This window comes from Pedobacter glucosidilyticus, assembly GCF_002483235.1.
Lineage (GTDB): Bacteria > Bacteroidota > Bacteroidia > Sphingobacteriales > Sphingobacteriaceae > Pseudopedobacter > Pseudopedobacter glucosidilyticum_B.
On record NZ_DLHN01000016.1, the window covers coordinates 24,726 to 40,628 of the forward strand.

Genomic DNA, 15,903 nt, shown 5'->3' on the forward strand with positions numbered 1-15,903 from the left:
ATGAATATTGCTGTTTTAGGAGCAGGAAATATAGCCTGGCATTTATCAAAAGCTTTGATACATGCCGGGCATCCCGTAAAACAAATCTGGAATAGAACAGCCGAAAAAGCAGTAGCTCTGGCCCTAGAAATAGGTGCCGATTCTATCACCCATTTAAATCAAATTGATGCTGATATTGATTTAATCATTATTGCGGTAAGTGATGAGGCTATTACCTCTGTAGCTAAAGAATTACAGCTATTGCCTCAACAATTATTGGTACATACATCCGGATCAACCGCTTTAAATGTGCTATTGCCATATACCCAAAAAGCTGGGGTACTTTATCCTTTACAAACATTCTCTAAAGCTGTTCAAATAGATTTCTCTCAAATACCGATAGCAATTGAGGCTTTTGATGAAAGCAGTACACAAGTTTTATTTAATTTGGCCAAGGCTTTATCTACTAAAACTTATTACATCAACACTCAACAAAGGTTAATGTTACATACAGCAGCAGTATTTGCCTGTAACTTTACCAACCACTTTTATACCATTGCACAAACATTAATGCAGCAATCTGGTCTTGATTTTAATTTGATAAGACCATTAATACAAGAAACGGCAGCCAAGGTGCAGCAAATATTGCCATCAGAAGCACAAACGGGTCCGGCAAAAAGAAACGACCAGCTAACCATCCAAAAGCATTTGGAATTGTTGCAAACTCATACAGCATGGAAATTGCTGTATCAGCAAATAAGTCAAGACATAGTCAAAATGTATGCAAAAGACACGTCTTCGCTTAAATAAATTATTACTTTTGCCAAGGCATGAATATTTACAAGATTAAAATAAATTTCGAGGAAAAAGGTTTAGAGCCAAAAGAGCTGGCCATTGCAGAAGGAGAATCAGTCTTAGACGTTTGTCTGGATAATGGGATAGAGCTACAACACAATTGTGGTGGTGTTTGCGGTTGCAGTACCTGCCATGTGTATGTAAACAAAGGCGAAGACCATATTCAGGAAATATCAGATAAAGAAGAAGATTTTATTGATAGGGCTGTAAACCCCAGGATAAACTCCAGACTAGGTTGCCAGTGTGTAATGATAGACGGAGATATAGAAATTACAATTCCAGACCAATCTCAATTCTTAGGTCATTAAATATAATTATACATGAATAACGATAAATACGCTTTACCCATTCATTGGAATGACTATGAAGATATTGCCATGGGACTTTACGAAAAGTTTGGCGATGAATTTGGCGAATCTAAAATATACCGCATACGCTTTACAGACTTAATGAATTGGGTATTAGAATTACCTAGTTTTGCAGGCACTAAAGAAGAGTGTAATGAAGGGCATTTAGAGCAAATCCAATCTGCCTGGGTATACGAGTGGAGAGACAACCAATAAGTCTTCTAAATACCCATGCTAGATAAACTTAAAAACATAAACACATTCATTTTTGATGTTGATGGTGTTTTAACCAATGGCCATGTTTTGGTAACAGAAAGCGGCGAGCAGTTAAGGCAATTTAACATCAAAGATGGTTATGCCTTGCAATTGGCTGTAAAGAAAGGTTATCGTATCATTGTTATTTCTGGTGCTAAATCTAGCGGGGTAGAGAAAAGATTATTAGGTTTAGGTATTAAGCATATATTTTTAGGTGTTTCGGATAAAATGGCTGTTTACCATCAACTTATCAAAGAAGAAAAGCTTAAAGCTGATGATTTTCTTTATGTAGGTGATGATATTCCTGACTTAGCGATTATGAAATTAGCACCTCTTGCTGTTTGCCCTTCTGATGCTGTAGAAGAAATAAAAGAAGCAGCACACTATGTATCTCCAAAAGCTGGTGGTGCTGGTGTTGCCAGAGATATCATAGAAAAGGTTTTAAAAATTCAGCAAAATTGGTTTGATGCTCAGCCTAGTGCACATGATGGTGCCATCAACAAGTAATATCTTTTAGTACATCATTCCATCTAAAATTACTAAGCCATTTTATATCCTTGCTAGAAGTGTAAAAATTGGGTGTTGCTACAGGTTCAATCACTTTTATATGAGCCAAAATGGTATTTAATACCCTTTTGATGCTAATCATACAATTTTCTACACCCGGTTTAAAATACCTGTCTGTTTGATATTTAGGGTCATCAGTAGTTTTTAAACTCATGATAACACTTTCTTCGCTGCTATCAAACTCGTGGTTAAAAGCTATACTTTCTATCTCTAGCCAAAAGATATTTTTTTGAGAGAAGCAGTTATTCAAAATCTTAATATAATCGCCAACCTGGGCAGTTCTTTGTACTTCATAACCAAAACGATCATGTAAAATAAATTGCGAATTTAAATTTTGTAAATGATGTTTGCCCCAGTGGTTAACACTTAATAAACGTTGTCTGCAATCTCTATAAAATTGCCAAATTTGCGAAGCATTATCCATCCTTATAAATGCACTAAACTCTTTTTCATGATGCTTAGCATGTTGTACAGGTTGAAATTGGTTTTTCATGTCTTAAACGATGATAGGTAAACAAGCAAAGCATCAACATAATTGATACCAAAAAATTAAATTTAAATTAGCACTTTAATTTAGGATATTTTTATCTACATAAGAGCTCAAAATTTATTATAAAACCATGAATAAGAAACTCTATTTAGCATCAAAATCACCAAGAAGACAAGAATTGTTAAACCTTATGGGATTTAATTTTGAGCTGCTTTTAAAAGATGTAGATGAAAGTTATCCTGCTAATTTAGCCCTTGCAGAGGTAGCTGCTTTTATTGCAGATAAAAAGGCCGCTGCTTTTGATATCCCTGATGATGGGATACTAATTACTGCAGATACTATTGTTTTAATAGATGATGAGATTTTAGGAAAACCTACAGACGAAGCTGATGCTATAGCGATGATTGGCAAATTGGCCGGAAGAAAACATCAGGTCATTACCGGAGTAAGCATAAGATCAGCTATGAAGCAAATTACTTTTAGTGAAGAAACGTTGGTTTATTTTAATCCTCTAAGCCTTGATGAAATTAGCTATTATGTAAAACACCACAAACCTTTTGATAAAGCAGGTGCTTATGGCATACAAGATTGGATAGGTTTAATAGCTGTAAATAGGATAGAGGGTTCTTATACCAATGTGATGGGTTTACCTACCGATAAATTAAGAAAAGTTTTACAGGCAGAGTTTTAAATACCTTTGGTATAGCATCTACACTGGGTTAAATTAATCAATTTCCATTATTTCTTTTTTAAAAGGATTAATTTTTTACATCTTATTCGCCACTAGTCGGGTGCTTTGCTCATGATAGCTATCATAAGCAGAATGAAAATTTAAAAGGTTTATCGTAAGAAATATCCATCAGGGATAAGTTGATACAAGTATAGTCTTCTCAAACTTCACAGCGATAATGTTGCTGGATATATCCCCCTCAAATTCGTTAATCTCATTTTGTCTTGATTTTAAACTCAGCATAAACTGCATCAGAATTTTTGGCTTTACCAGCATAAGATTTAAACCATAGCTAACAGGGTACTAACAGGGTACTAACAGGGTGCTAACAGGGTCATAACAGGGTACAAACTATATTAGCTACCCTATAAATAACCTGTAATTTATGAGTTAATATATAGTAATTTAAGGAGGAGCTTAAGTGTAGGGATGAAGTGTTGAATACATGAGCTTATGAAAAATATTTTTAAGCTATACTGATGATGATTAATGTCTCAAATTTTTTATAAAATCACTTTAACTAGAAAATATGTTTTCTATTTCAAGGGCAATACGAAGATCAATATGCTGTAAGCTCTTTAAGACAAGTCTTGAAAAAGGCCTGTTTAAAAGCTGGAATTAAGCAACCCATAACATTACATTGGTTAAGGCACTCTTTTGCAACCCATCTTTTAGAAGCCGGTACCGATATATGCTATATACCACAGCTTTTGGGGCATAGCAGCACCAAAACCACCGAAATTTATACTCATGTAAGTACAAAGCATATTAGCCAAATAAAAAGTCCTTTAGATAATTTGAATATTTAAAATCTAATACTAAATTGTAACTTAATCGAAAAATATGCGCTATAGGATAGCGGATATTTACTAGTTACCGGCAACCCTATGTGCGACATTGCAGACATTGACCATCAAACAAAAAACTAACGACAAAAGTGAAAATTAAGATTGGAAAAGACCTTTACGTAAACTCAAACACACTTATCCGCATAGAGTGGAGAAAGTGGTATCCAGCATTAGTTATTCACGAGAAGTTTGAAAGAATTGTCAAATGGATTTTGAGAACAATTGCGTTCGTTGGTATAGCGACAAGTGTAATTTCCATTAGTGAATGGTATTTGAGTTTAGGGTTTTCAATTCTCATCTTTCTTATTGAGCAGTTCTTTGAAAGGACAGTCATTGAATATACAGTGATGGTATTTCAACCACCTCCAGACTTTGAAGTTGAGTATGGACAATGGAAGACAAATGGCTTTATGATACCGAAAGAAAAGAATGGGGTTGAATTAGCTCATTTTGGACCAAGCTATTTGAGTGAAGAATATGCCCAAAAATTCTTTGACTATTTAAGAGAATGGGTAAACGATAGTAGCAATGACGACAAAGAGAATTGTCTTGTTGTTTCTTTAGTTATTGAACCAAACGAAAAATATACGACTTACTTTTATGCCAACCTTGGTAGAAAACGACTTGACTATATGTTCAAGGCATTTGAGGACGCCAGTAAACTTGAAAAGTATGGGAAGCGGCAACAAAATTTTATCGCACAACTTTTTTATTGGCATACGCTTGACTTCAAAGACGGTTACTTCATAAAGCAGTTTTTGGATTTTCAAAAGTCAAACGACCCATTCTTTTTTACTCCTTCGGTCATTCAACCGTTTGGACTGCCACCCAAATTTCTATTTGACAGTTCAATAAAAAAGTATCATTTGAAAGTTAGTCAAAGAAAAGACATCAAAAACAATGAGCCAGAGTTTAATTTTGACCCTGCAAAATGGAAAGAGAAAAAAACTGATGATGAAGTCATTGAAGTATCAGTAAAAGAACCAAGAGACATTTTTGACGATATTCAAGACAGCTTTTCTACTTCTATTGATGTTGGCTTTATGCCAAACCATGACAATAGTGTAGGAGCTATTAACCTTTGCTTTGATGGTGACTGCGTTGTTCCTTATGAAGCATACAAAAATTTAATAGAGCAGGCAAAAGGTAAAGAAGTATTTGTTACAATAATAAATAATCAAGACACCATTGACCTTCATATAAAAATTGAAACCGTTGATAAAGAAATAATTTTGCCTAAACTCAATTACAACAAATCCGAGTTGGAAAAATTTATTGCTGTAAATGGCGGAGGCGAAAAGATTGTTTTACTTGTTGGCTATCCACCAGCAAATGAGAAGAAAATTATTTTAGGAAAAGGTATGTCACCACAAATTGTAGGTTGGAAAATAGCAGGACAATGAAACTAACTTTTAATAGCTTTTATTACGGACACCCAACTTGTATTCTTCGGACGGACAGAAGGACAGCCGGTAACACGGGTTTGGCAAAAGTGGCGGTTGTGTACTCCGCAGACAGTTTTGTGGTTAATCAAAGTTTGGTTCTCCGCATCAACATTTGTGGTGAAAATCGCCACCTTCGCCAAGCCCGAAACCGTCAGGCTGTGAAAAAACTCATATTTTCACAAAAACTCATTTAAAAAGCGCCACTAATTTCGCGTTTTAAGCTTGCTGAGTGTTAGCGTATTTTAAGCGGCTTGTGCAAAGTGTAGATATTTAGACTCGTTATATTGCATTAAAACAAGTCGTTTAGAAGAAAGCGCCAAGGCCTTTTGGTAATCTGGATTCCAGGTCTTTAGTAGTGCTAATAGTTTTTCTATTCCCAAGATATTCATGGCTCTTTTCAAATTATAAACTGTCATAATCAGTGCTATTTCACCATTAACCTTTGCTAATCCTCTCAAATTGGTGTGGTTATAACCCCATTGACGTTTTATAGTCCCAAAAATATGTTCATTAATCTCTTGACGTTTTCGGTATAATTCTTTGTTTGTATTGTAATTATCTTTGTTGATGGCTACTGCCTCTGCATATTGGCTACGTTCTATTTCTCTTCTTCCGTCTGCCTTAGCTGTGCAGAGTGGCTGTACTGGGCAGGTTTTACAGTCTGGTGTTCTATATTTCTTAAATAGATAGCTATCACGTTCTCTCGTTTTTTTATGCCATGTCCCTATGGTGCTTAATGTGCTGCCTGCTGGGCAGGTATAGGTATCTGTTTGTGGGTGATAGATAAATTTATCTACTATGTATGCTTCCGTTGTTCCTTTCTCATTACTATTTGCTAGGGTAGGCGGACATACCAGAGTGGTTATTCCTGCTTTTTGACAGGTTTCCAGTTCTCGCCCATTGTGGTAACCCTTATCTAGTATGGCGGTAAAGGTGGTTAACGATAAGTTTTCTTTAGCTTCTAACGCTATTCCACTCATAGCGTTTCTATCGTTGCGGTTAATGGTATGGGTTGCTACCACTAAATTATGTTTTTGATCTACGGCTGCCTGCATATTGTAACTCACTTCTACTACCTGCCCTTGTACCAGTAAGGCTCTAGCATCGGCATCTGTAGTGCTTATTTGAGGCTCTGCGCTTGCTTCTAGGGTTTTACTTAATTCTTCGTATTTAATCTTGTTAGTTTTTAATCTTGCTATCTTCTCTTGTACCTGCTTTAGCTGTTCAGGTTGTTCTAAAACATCGTTTTTATCTAATTCAGAAAGGTATTGGTTTGTTTTTTCCTCGATATAAGCTAAATGTCGTTCTATCTTTTTTTGACTGTAATTATTCTTTTTACTGTTGTTAGCTCTAACTTTTGTGCCATCCATAGCTATAACTTCTCCAGTAATCAAATCAGCATCTTTCAAAAACAAGACAAAAAGTTTGAAAGTGGCTTTCAATGCTTTTGGATTGAGCTTTCTGAAATCGGCAATGGTGTGGTAGTTGGGTACTAAACCAGCCAAAAGCCACTGTACTTCTAGATTACGTATAGCCTCTTTTTCTAACTTACGGCTGCTACGAATGCCATTGAGGTAGCCATAGAAATAAAGCATTAAAAATACTTTAGGGTTAAATGCTGGGCGTCCTTCAGTTTTTTCATTGGGTATCACAAAACCTAACTTAGCCAGCTCAAGATGGGCTACAAAGGCATCTATAAACCGCACAGCATTATCTTTGCCTATTGCCTCATCCATACTTCGCATTTGTACTTGAAATCTATCTTGTGGTATTAAATATGCCATCTTTCCATCTTGTTTACTCTTTAAAAATAACCAATTAAAAACTTGATTCCTACCTATTTTGATATATTTACATGATTATTTAACGTAGGTTTTTTCACAGACTGACGTTGGGTGCTATTTTACGACTGATACTGCAAACATTAACAGATAACATTATGACAAGAAAATTCTTGACAACAATACTAATCGGGATTTTGACACAAATAGGGTTTACTCAATCCATTGACAAAACCAAATTAGACAACTATTTCAATGTACTCGAAACGAACAATAAGTTTATGGGAAGTGTTGCCGTTTCAAAAGACGGTGTAATTATTTATTCAAAGACTATTGGTTTTTCAGACATTGAAAATAACGTGAGAGCGGACGAAAATTCTAAATTCAGAATTGGTTCAGTTTCTAAAACATTTACTTCGGTGTTGGTTCTAAAAGCAGTTGAAGAAAACAGATTGGACTTAAACCAAACGATTTATAAGTATTTCCCAACCATCAAAAATGCTGATAAAATAACCATTAAACTTTTGCTCAACCATCGAAGCGGAATTCACAATTTTACAAACGACAAAGATTATCTGACTTGGAACAAACAACCCAAGAAAGAAAAAGAAATGGTAGAAATTATTTCAGAATCAGGAAGCGATTTTCAACCAGATAGCAAAGCAGAATATAGCAATTCAAACTTTGTGCTTTTGACCTATATTCTTGAAAAAACATACAATAAATCGTATGCCGATTTGTTACAAGAATACATCATCAAACCTGTTGGGTTACAAAATACATACTTTGGCGGAAAAATTGTCTCAAGTAAAAACGAATGTAAGTCATATAGTTTTAGCGGTGGTTGGCAACTTGAACCAGAAACAGATATTTCCATTCCCTTAGGTGCAGGTGGAATTATTTCCACTCCAAGCGACCTAACAAAATTTAGTAACGCTTTGTTTGGCGGAAAACTAATAAAAACGGAAAGTCTTGAAATAATGAAATCCATTAAAGATAACTATGGAATTGGGTTGTTCCAAATCCCATTTTACGACAAAATAGGTTACGGACATACAGGCGGTATTGACGGTTTTAGTTCGGTGTTTTCATATTTCGCCGACGGAAACATTTCTTACGCTTTAACATCAAACGGAACAAGTTACAATAACAACAACATATCTATTGCGGTATTGAGTGCTGTTTACGATAAACCGTATGACATTCCCGAATTTTCAACTTATGAAGTAAGTTCAGAAGATTTGGATAAATATTTAGGCGTTTACTCTTCCAAAGAAATTGCTTTGAAAATTACAGTAACAAAAGATAACAATACTTTAATCGCACAAGGAACAGGCCAGTCTGCACTTCCTCTTGAAGCAATAGCAAAAGACATTTTTAAATTTGACCAAGCGGGAGCGGTTTTTGAATTTAACCCAACTGACAAAACAATAATACTAAAACAAGGTGGTGTACAAAATAAATTTACGAAGGAATAAAAACAGCACCCAACATGACGCTAAATTTAATTGCCGGCTTTTTACGGAAAACAAAGTTCACAGCTCGCAATAACAGCGGTGCTTCTCGACAGGAAAACAGCTCCGAAATCGGCAACTAAAATTTAGCGCTGGTCGTTAGGTGCAATTTTGCCGAACGAAGTACAAGAAACATGAAGAAATCCGAATATAAATCTAGCGTTTTAGAATCGTTCAAAAAAGTAAATGATACAAATTACATTCTTGGAATTTTACCGAATAACTATGATGAAGACTATTACTACGAAATCTATATCACGACAGAATCAAAATTTATAGTTAATCTAAAAGATTCAATTGGTGACCATATATTTATTGATTTAATCTCAAATAATCATATGGAAATATATATTGGCGAGTATTATGAAGAATCATGTAGTGACGGTTCGTTTGAGTACCTTTTCTATGAATTGAAAAAAACTGAAAAGGAAAATAGGATTGTATGGAAGCCTAAATTTAAAGCATTGATATCTGAATTTAGGAGCCTGTTTAATGTTAAATTAGTGCCCTACGAAATAAACAGAAGGAAAGTTGTTAATAATTATAGAAGAATATATAGTAACGAAATTAAAATCAGCAGTACAATAGAATCAGATATAATAAATGGGGTTAGTTTTTTTCAAAGTATATATCAACTTTTTGAATACAACCCGCCTTCGGACAGTTTCAGTAAACTTATCAATCCGAATTTCCTATATTATCCACCGACTCATAAGGACTGGAAAGTTGAGTATTTAGAATTGGAAAAAAGATTTCATGATTTAAAAAATGTCGACGTCGAAAATTACACAATAATTAAAAGTCATATAATTGAGCTATACAAAAAAACATTTAGTTACATGTTACCGAATTTGAAATACAATTATAATAATATTGATGAAAAAAATTATGTAGTGTTTTTCAATGGTATACTTGAAAAATTAAATCAGACAGAAAATTAAAAACAGCACCTAACAGCAAATTTGTTCTAAAATGGCTGACGGTGGTTTACGCTAATTCATCAGTTATTTATTAATTTGGTACAGTACGACAATGGTTCTGCAAGCAATGCCATTTCTGCACAAATTTGCAAACCGTTATGCCTAATTTTAAAATGACACGAACCTTAACGACAATATTACTTTTGACTTTTGGGCCGACTTCATTCGGACAGAATATTTCGGTTGACACTTTATTTCTTCCCAAAAAAGAAAAACTCACCCACTTTCAAAATGACAAATTAAAATTTCCAATTATCAAGACAGGTGATTTTAAAATTGACAACTTAATAAACAAAGACTTAAAAATCAGATTTACAAACAATGAATTTAATGACTTGCCAACTGACTCGACAATAATTAAATGGGCAGACGAACAAGTAATCTATCTCGACTTTAAAGTAACTTATAAAAAAAGCGGACTTATTTCATTGAATATAAGTGCCGAATGGTGTGGCGCATACTGTACGGGGTGGACAGACTACTTTACATACAATTACATAACAGGACAGTATTTAACCATTGACCAAATTATCGACACGACAGGGAATTTCAAATCACTTGTTATGGCCGACAAAGACAAGCAATATGAGCAGCAGAAAATAGAACTCAAAGAAATGCTACTAGACAAAGACTCAGGACTTGATGACGATACATATAAATGGGCATTAGAACAATATGAAAACTGTGATAAGGAGTTTACATTGAAATCATTTGCTTTGCATTCAGACCATTTAGAAATAATTGAAAAGTGCTATCTTCCAAACGCAATTAAAAATTTGACACCGACAATTGTATTGAAGTATAAATATGTTGACATTAAAAAGGAATTGAAAATAAAAAACTAGGCATAACATCCATACTGCGCATTTGTACTTGGAATCTATCTTTCGGTTTTAAATAAGCCATCATTTAAGGTTGTTTACTCCTTAAAAATAACCAATTAAAAACTTGATTACTACCTATTTTGATATATTTACATGATTGTTTAACGTAGGTTTTTTCACAGACTGACGTTATGCCCAATTTTAAAACGACACACAAAAAAACAACAACTTGACAAAAGAACTTTACATATTTAGTGGACTTGGAGCAGACGAAAGAGTTTTTCAACGACTTGACTTTTCTGACTTCTCGACAACTTTTGTAAAATGGATTGTTCCGCAAGACAAAGAAACAATAGAACAATACGCAACCCGACTTATTGACCAAATCACGACAACAAAACCGACCTTAATCGGACTTTCATTCGGTGGACTTATTGCTGTGGAAGTTGCTAAGCAAATTGACACTGAAAAAGTAATTTTAATTGCCTCTGCAAAGACTAGAAATGAAATCCCATTTTACTATCGTTTCGCTGGTCAACTTAAATTGCACAGACTTTTGCCAACAAGATTTTAAAAAGCTCAAACTTTATTACAAACTGGTTTTTCGGGACGAGTTCAACGTTTGAGAAACAACTCTTAAAACAAATTCTTATCGACACCGACCCGACTTTTTTGAATTGGGCAATTGACAAAGTTGTTCGGTGGACAAACCAAACGCAGACCAAAAACTTATATCATATTCACGGAACAAGTGACAGAATTTTACCTTTGAATTTTGTAAAAAGTAACTCGACAATTAAAAACGGTGGACACTTAATGACACTAAATAAGGCAGATGAACTTAATGATATTTTACGACAACAATTATGCTTGTAAAACCTTGATAAAATGAAAAATTCAATTTTAACTTTTTCAATATTTCTTTCTATTGTTCTGTATGGTTGCGACTCAAAAGGTGTGGACAGATTAGAAAAAACAATTTTACCATATTCAGAGCTTCCAATTGAAGTTAAACAACACATATTTACAAACGACTTCATCGATTTAAATGACCCTCAGAAGTATAAGCAAGAAATTAAACAACACAAATTTTTACGTTGGATATATGAAACCGAAATACACAGAATTAGTGATTCAAAAAAATTTAAAATGAAATCATTGAAAGGCGAATGGGGTTATCATTTGATTTTACTGAATGACTATTTGTACATTCCAAATCATTACAATATTTACGTTAAAGACAGCTTAAACTATAATTTTTCAAGATTTAAATTAGAATGACGACTAACTAAAAAATAAAAACTGGGCATAACAGCAGTTTTGCAAAAGTGGGGTCTCGGTGGGTTATCCGCGGACAAGTGCTACAAAGAAAACTCGTCACTTTATGATAGATTTGTGCTCCTAAATCCCCACCTTCGCAAAGCTGCAAACCGTCAAACTGTCTAAAAACCTCCCTTTAGTTTTCCACAGGATATTGATAAGTATTACGCTATAAAAGCTAGTCTTTTGGTATTTTGTAGTATGAAATTCACCACTGGAAAAGATAGAAATCAGACCGAGATCTTCTGCCTGGAACAGGCCGTTGGTCAAGATAACGAAGTTCGTTTGATAGACCTGTTTGTAAGTTCCATTAAAATGGCTGACTATGGTTTCGATATGAACTTTATTGATAACGGCAGACCTGCCTATCATCCTGCTGATCTTCTTAAACTGTTTATTTATGGATACCTCAACCGTATCCGCTCTTCTCGGGCTTTAGAAAAAGAGTGCAAACGCAATATTGAACTGATGTGGCTAATGAAAGGCTTGATGCCTGACCATAATACCATCGCTAATTTCAGGAAAGATAATCCTAAAGCTATTCGCAAGATCTTTCATGCTACCGTTTCTCTGGCTAAGAACTTTCACCTTATTGGCGCTAAGCTGTTGGCTGGAGATAGTACCAAGCTTAGAGCGCAGAACTCTAAGAAGAATAATTTTAGTCCCGCTAAACTGGAAAGGCATATCGCTTATATTGATGAAAGACTAAACGAATACAGTTCTTTACTTGCCCAGCAAGCAACACGTCTGATAGCTTTGTTTGTGAACACGATAAAGATGTCTGACTATGGTTTTGCTATAGATTTTATATGTAATGGCCGTCTTGCATACTATCCTAGTAATTTTCACTTCGTCCTAAGCAGGCTGCAGGTTAAGATAGGGCTTGCCACAATTCTTACCTGACTTATTATATTTAGATTATAATTTACAAACTGACTTTTTTAATCCTCATCAAGAAAAAATCAACTTCTGTCTAAGTATTTCTTTTTATAATCAAGAGGAGTCATCCCAGTGATTTTTTTGAAATGGCGGTAAAAATTTGAAACATTATTAAAACCGCAGTCAAAACATATCACTTCAGTAGGTAACTTGTTTTCTACCAAGAGTCTGCAAGCATGGCTTATTCTAATTTCAATTAAAAAATCATAATAAGTTTTCTTGGTCATGAGTTTAAAGTACCTGCAAAAGGAGGTAACACTTAAATTACTGATAGACGCAATTTCTTCTAAGGTTATGTCTTTTTTATAATTACTATGGGTATAATTAAAAACTTTGTTTAACCTTATCGTATCAGACTCGTTAGATTGATAAAAAGAACCTTGGCCATTTACTATAGGCTCATATTCATGAGTTTCTGCTAAAACCTTTAATATAGAAAGTAAAAGTATAATTCTATCTAAACCTTCTGCTTGGGCGGTTTTGTACATCAAATCAGCAACTTTATCTTTTGCTTTTCCTTTAATAACCATTCCGCTTTTTGCTTTTTCGTATAGTTTTAGTATTTGATAAGTCTCAGGTAACGATAGTAAGGTTTTACCCAAACAATCTGGACGAAATTGCATCACTATACCCTCAATATTTAAATCTGTATTATTTTGATAATAAGCTTCATTACACCGCCAAGCATGAGGTAAATTTTCTCCTAACAAGATAATTTCTCCGGGTGTAAAATTGCTGATATTATCACCAATAAAACGTACGCCTTCTCCAGCAATATTATAGTGTAATTCAAGTTCTGGATGATAATGCCATACATTTCCATAGTTAGGCATAATATGATGCTTAATATTAAAAGAGCTCTCTATCTCTACGGATACTTTCCTAAATAAAGGTTTCATCAAATATAAATTTTAAAGGAAATAGGTTTATACTTTATTATAATAGATAAACGTAAACTTAGCAATTTTTGATGATAATATCCTATATAGAATCTATAAAAATCTGTTTTAATTTATGATTAGAAATGATTAAAAGAATAGAAGAAGCTCTTTACACGCTCTTAAATTTAGAAAACAATTACTGGTGCTGCTTCTGAAAAAGCCCCCGAGGCATTGGCTATAATGTTTACAGGATTTATAGCTGGTTTCTGATCTCTCTTGATGGTAAGTGAGATGGTTTGCCCAGAGACGCCTCCATTTCCAGATAAAGCTATAATTGCAGCAGTAACATTATTATTATAGGTTATCTCTTTACGCCATGGTAAAGTAGTTATTTGCTCATTAGTAGTACCACCGGCAGCTGTGGTGTAAGAAGCTATAAAATTTCCAGTAAAATTTCCGTTAATCTCATAAACCAAAGTTCTGGACGCATTATTAGAATTGTTATCAGCATCTTTTTTACAAGAACTTAAAAAGCAAGAAAGGGTAACCAGGGTAAGAATTATATTTTTCATGATGATAATTTTGTATGATAAATAATTTTTTGTTTTTGAAGATAATATAAGGTTTTAGTTTAGTTTAAAGGCTACTCCAATTCTGGCATTGGTACTGCCAATAGCGCCAAGCTCAGAAAATAAGCCAATATTTTTATGGATATAGTATTTTCCTCCTATATAAACCCCAAGAAATAAGCCGCTTCCATAATCATCTCCTAAATTTAAATCTTCATCTTTCCAGGTGAAACTTCTATAGCCTAAAGTAGGTCCTCCGTATAGGTCAATTTTATCATTTTTTATGTTTAACAATTGGTTAACATGATAAGAAGCTCTCAAACCAATATATAAAGCAGTAAATTTTATGGAGGCGTAATCTGCTGATAAAAAATCTGCCTGGGCACCAACGCTGATATTCTCTGTAATTCCTTTTTCAAAAGACGCACCTAGGGGTATTCCGCCGTCATAATAAGAATTTACACCAATACCAATGTTTAGTAATTTATCGCCTTTAGAATAAGCACCGTTTTGTGCAAATGTGGTAATGGTGAAAAAAGTAAAAATAAGGGTAGTTAAAGTTTTCATGTTTGTTTTTTTTAAATGAATGATAGCATGTAAAATGATATGATAAGTAGGTGATGATTTAATAAAGATTTCAAACGCTTAACAAATCTTTGTCAAAGTTATAGCACAGGCTAGCTACCATTCATGAACTTAAGTTAATAAATGAATGCTGCCTAGCTATTTATCAGTCCTAATAAGATTATTTTAAGATATAATTTAGCTCATCAGCTTCTGAAAGGCTAAAATAACCTAGGCAGTAATTAGCATTTACAGTTTTATTAATCATGTTACCCCTAATGTTAGAAGAAGGTATTGGTCCAAACGGACCATCTTGGCCTCCGTCTGCAGTGCCAATTAATATTTTCATATAGTTAAAATACCTCTGAGAAACTCCTCTTAACTTAATTTTTATATGATCTCCAACCTTAGATTTAGAATCAGAAAATACCCCAAAGCCTAAATTCCCTTCAAAAAACTGATCGTCAAAAACTTCATAATCAGGAAATTTTCTATTTGCAGTTTCAAAACTGAATAAATAATAGTTTTTTTGATTGATAGGATCTTTAAAATTTACCTTAATCCCATATTCATCCCTGTTTATTCCTAAGTCATCTCTTTGTTCAATGTCTTCTATTTTATTAACAGCTGTTAATTTCTCTGTTCCTTCGTAGGTTTCACCTTTGTAAACAATAGTTAAGGTATAAGTTTCACCTATCACGGGGATAAAGTTAGTACAAGTATATCTTCCAGTTGCTCCATTTAAATCTAATTCTTCTAAAAAATCAAATCTTACATTTGCCGAGTTTACCATATAAACAGTTGCCTGAGCAACTTTAGGTATCTCTTGTTGATAGTATCCGGTAGTGCTTGATAATTTTATGGTTTGATTTTTTCCATCCGTACCTTTTATCCAAACTAAAGCAGCATCCACAACTAATTTTGGAGATTGTGTGTCAAGTTTAACATTTACCACTTCCTCGCAGCTGTTAAATAAAACTGGAACCAGAACAGCTAATATTGATATCATTTTTCT

General features: G+C 34.0%; 19 protein-coding genes. 13 read left to right on the top strand and 6 right to left on the bottom strand.

What is annotated here, in order from left to right; translation table 11 throughout:
• Genes B2745_RS03490 through B2745_RS03505 form a run of 4 tightly spaced genes read left to right on the top strand, consistent with a single transcriptional unit; the run spans position 1 to position 1,943 of the window.
• Positions 1 to 789, top strand: coding sequence for a Rossmann-like and DUF2520 domain-containing protein (locus B2745_RS03490; RefSeq protein WP_304063758.1), 789 nt, complete (start codon positions 1 to 3; stop codon positions 787 to 789).
• A gap of 20 nt (positions 790 to 809) precedes the next feature.
• A complete protein-coding gene (locus tag B2745_RS03495) occupies positions 810 to 1,142 on the top strand; it encodes a 2Fe-2S iron-sulfur cluster-binding protein (protein ID WP_026903411.1) in 333 nt (110 codons plus the stop codon).
• Between the two features lie 12 nt (positions 1,143 to 1,154).
• Entirely contained in the window at positions 1,155 to 1,397 is a 243-nt protein-coding gene (iscX, locus tag B2745_RS03500; protein WP_026903412.1) for a Fe-S cluster assembly protein IscX, read from the top strand.
• Between the two features lie 15 nt (positions 1,398 to 1,412).
• Complete coding sequence (locus B2745_RS03505) at positions 1,413 to 1,943, top strand: KdsC family phosphatase (protein WP_304063761.1); 531 nt, start codon at positions 1,413 to 1,415, stop codon at positions 1,941 to 1,943.
• On the opposite strand, the gene B2745_RS03510 is transcribed toward B2745_RS03505, so the two are convergent.
• Entirely contained in the window at positions 1,933 to 2,496 is a 564-nt protein-coding gene (locus B2745_RS03510; protein ID WP_304063764.1) for a hypothetical protein, read from the bottom strand. The two genes, B2745_RS03505 and B2745_RS03510, sit on opposite strands and share 11 nt — an antisense overlap.
• Positions 2,497 to 2,623: 127 nt before the next feature.
• Here B2745_RS03510 and B2745_RS03515 point away from each other — a divergent pair, with 127 nt between their 5' ends.
• From B2745_RS03515 to B2745_RS03525, 3 genes are all read left to right on the top strand, one after another.
• Positions 2,624 to 3,184, top strand: a complete 561-nt coding sequence (locus B2745_RS03515; protein ID WP_304063767.1) for a Maf family nucleotide pyrophosphatase — start codon at positions 2,624 to 2,626, stop codon at positions 3,182 to 3,184.
• A 566-nt stretch (positions 3,185 to 3,750) separates the two neighbouring features.
• Positions 3,751 to 4,032, top strand: a complete 282-nt coding sequence (locus B2745_RS03520) for a tyrosine-type recombinase/integrase (RefSeq protein WP_304063834.1) — start codon at positions 3,751 to 3,753, stop codon at positions 4,030 to 4,032.
• A gap of 128 nt (positions 4,033 to 4,160) precedes the next feature.
• The gene (locus B2745_RS03525) at positions 4,161 to 5,474 is read left to right on the top strand and encodes a hypothetical protein (protein ID WP_304063769.1); all 1,314 of its coding nucleotides are present in this window, start codon (positions 4,161 to 4,163) and stop codon (positions 5,472 to 5,474) included.
• Between the two features lie 284 nt (positions 5,475 to 5,758).
• Here B2745_RS03525 and B2745_RS03530 read toward each other — a convergent pair whose 3' ends face one another.
• Positions 5,759 to 7,300 (bottom strand): IS1182 family transposase, encoded by a 1,542-nt coding sequence (locus B2745_RS03530; RefSeq protein ID WP_304063771.1) that lies wholly within the window; start codon positions 7,298 to 7,300, stop codon positions 5,759 to 5,761.
• Between the two features lie 155 nt (positions 7,301 to 7,455).
• On the opposite strand from B2745_RS03530, the gene B2745_RS03535 reads away from it, so the two are divergent.
• From B2745_RS03535 to B2745_RS03560, 6 genes are all read left to right on the top strand, one after another.
• On the top strand, positions 7,456 to 8,775 hold the full coding sequence (locus B2745_RS03535; protein WP_304063775.1) for a serine hydrolase domain-containing protein: 1,320 nt from the start codon (positions 7,456 to 7,458) through the stop codon (positions 8,773 to 8,775).
• 170 nt (positions 8,776 to 8,945) lie between these two features.
• On the top strand, positions 8,946 to 9,752 hold the full coding sequence (locus B2745_RS03540) for a hypothetical protein (RefSeq protein ID WP_304063778.1): 807 nt from the start codon (positions 8,946 to 8,948) through the stop codon (positions 9,750 to 9,752).
• A gap of 152 nt (positions 9,753 to 9,904) precedes the next feature.
• Positions 9,905 to 10,636, top strand: coding sequence for a hypothetical protein (locus B2745_RS03545; protein ID WP_304063781.1), 732 nt, complete (start codon positions 9,905 to 9,907; stop codon positions 10,634 to 10,636).
• A 208-nt stretch (positions 10,637 to 10,844) separates the two neighbouring features.
• A complete protein-coding gene (locus tag B2745_RS03550; protein ID WP_304063784.1) occupies positions 10,845 to 11,189 on the top strand; it encodes an alpha/beta fold hydrolase in 345 nt (114 codons plus the stop codon).
• Positions 11,190 to 11,503: 314 nt separating this feature from the next.
• Positions 11,504 to 11,896, top strand: a complete 393-nt coding sequence (locus tag B2745_RS03555) for a hypothetical protein (RefSeq protein WP_304063786.1) — start codon at positions 11,504 to 11,506, stop codon at positions 11,894 to 11,896.
• 240 nt (positions 11,897 to 12,136) lie between these two features.
• Positions 12,137 to 12,838, top strand: a complete 702-nt coding sequence (locus tag B2745_RS03560; protein ID WP_304063789.1) for a transposase — start codon at positions 12,137 to 12,139, stop codon at positions 12,836 to 12,838.
• Positions 12,839 to 12,897: 59 nt separating this feature from the next.
• On the opposite strand, the gene B2745_RS03565 is transcribed toward B2745_RS03560, so the two are convergent.
• From B2745_RS03565 to B2745_RS03580, 4 genes are all read right to left on the bottom strand, one after another.
• Positions 12,898 to 13,773: an AraC family transcriptional regulator gene (locus B2745_RS03565; RefSeq protein WP_026904527.1), complete on the bottom strand. Its 876-nt coding sequence runs from the start codon at positions 13,771 to 13,773 to the stop codon at positions 12,898 to 12,900.
• A gap of 167 nt (positions 13,774 to 13,940) precedes the next feature.
• Positions 13,941 to 14,327 carry a hypothetical protein gene (locus B2745_RS03570; protein ID WP_304063792.1) on the bottom strand — a complete coding sequence of 129 codons (387 nt, stop codon included), beginning with the start codon at positions 14,325 to 14,327 and terminating at the stop codon, positions 13,941 to 13,943.
• Between the two features lie 54 nt (positions 14,328 to 14,381).
• Complete coding sequence (locus B2745_RS03575; RefSeq protein ID WP_304063795.1) at positions 14,382 to 14,891, bottom strand: hypothetical protein; 510 nt, start codon at positions 14,889 to 14,891, stop codon at positions 14,382 to 14,384.
• Between the two features lie 178 nt (positions 14,892 to 15,069).
• On the bottom strand, positions 15,070 to 15,897 hold the full coding sequence (locus B2745_RS03580) for a DUF4249 domain-containing protein (protein ID WP_304063796.1): 828 nt from the start codon (positions 15,895 to 15,897) through the stop codon (positions 15,070 to 15,072).
• Positions 15,898 to 15,903: the final 6 nt, after the last annotated feature.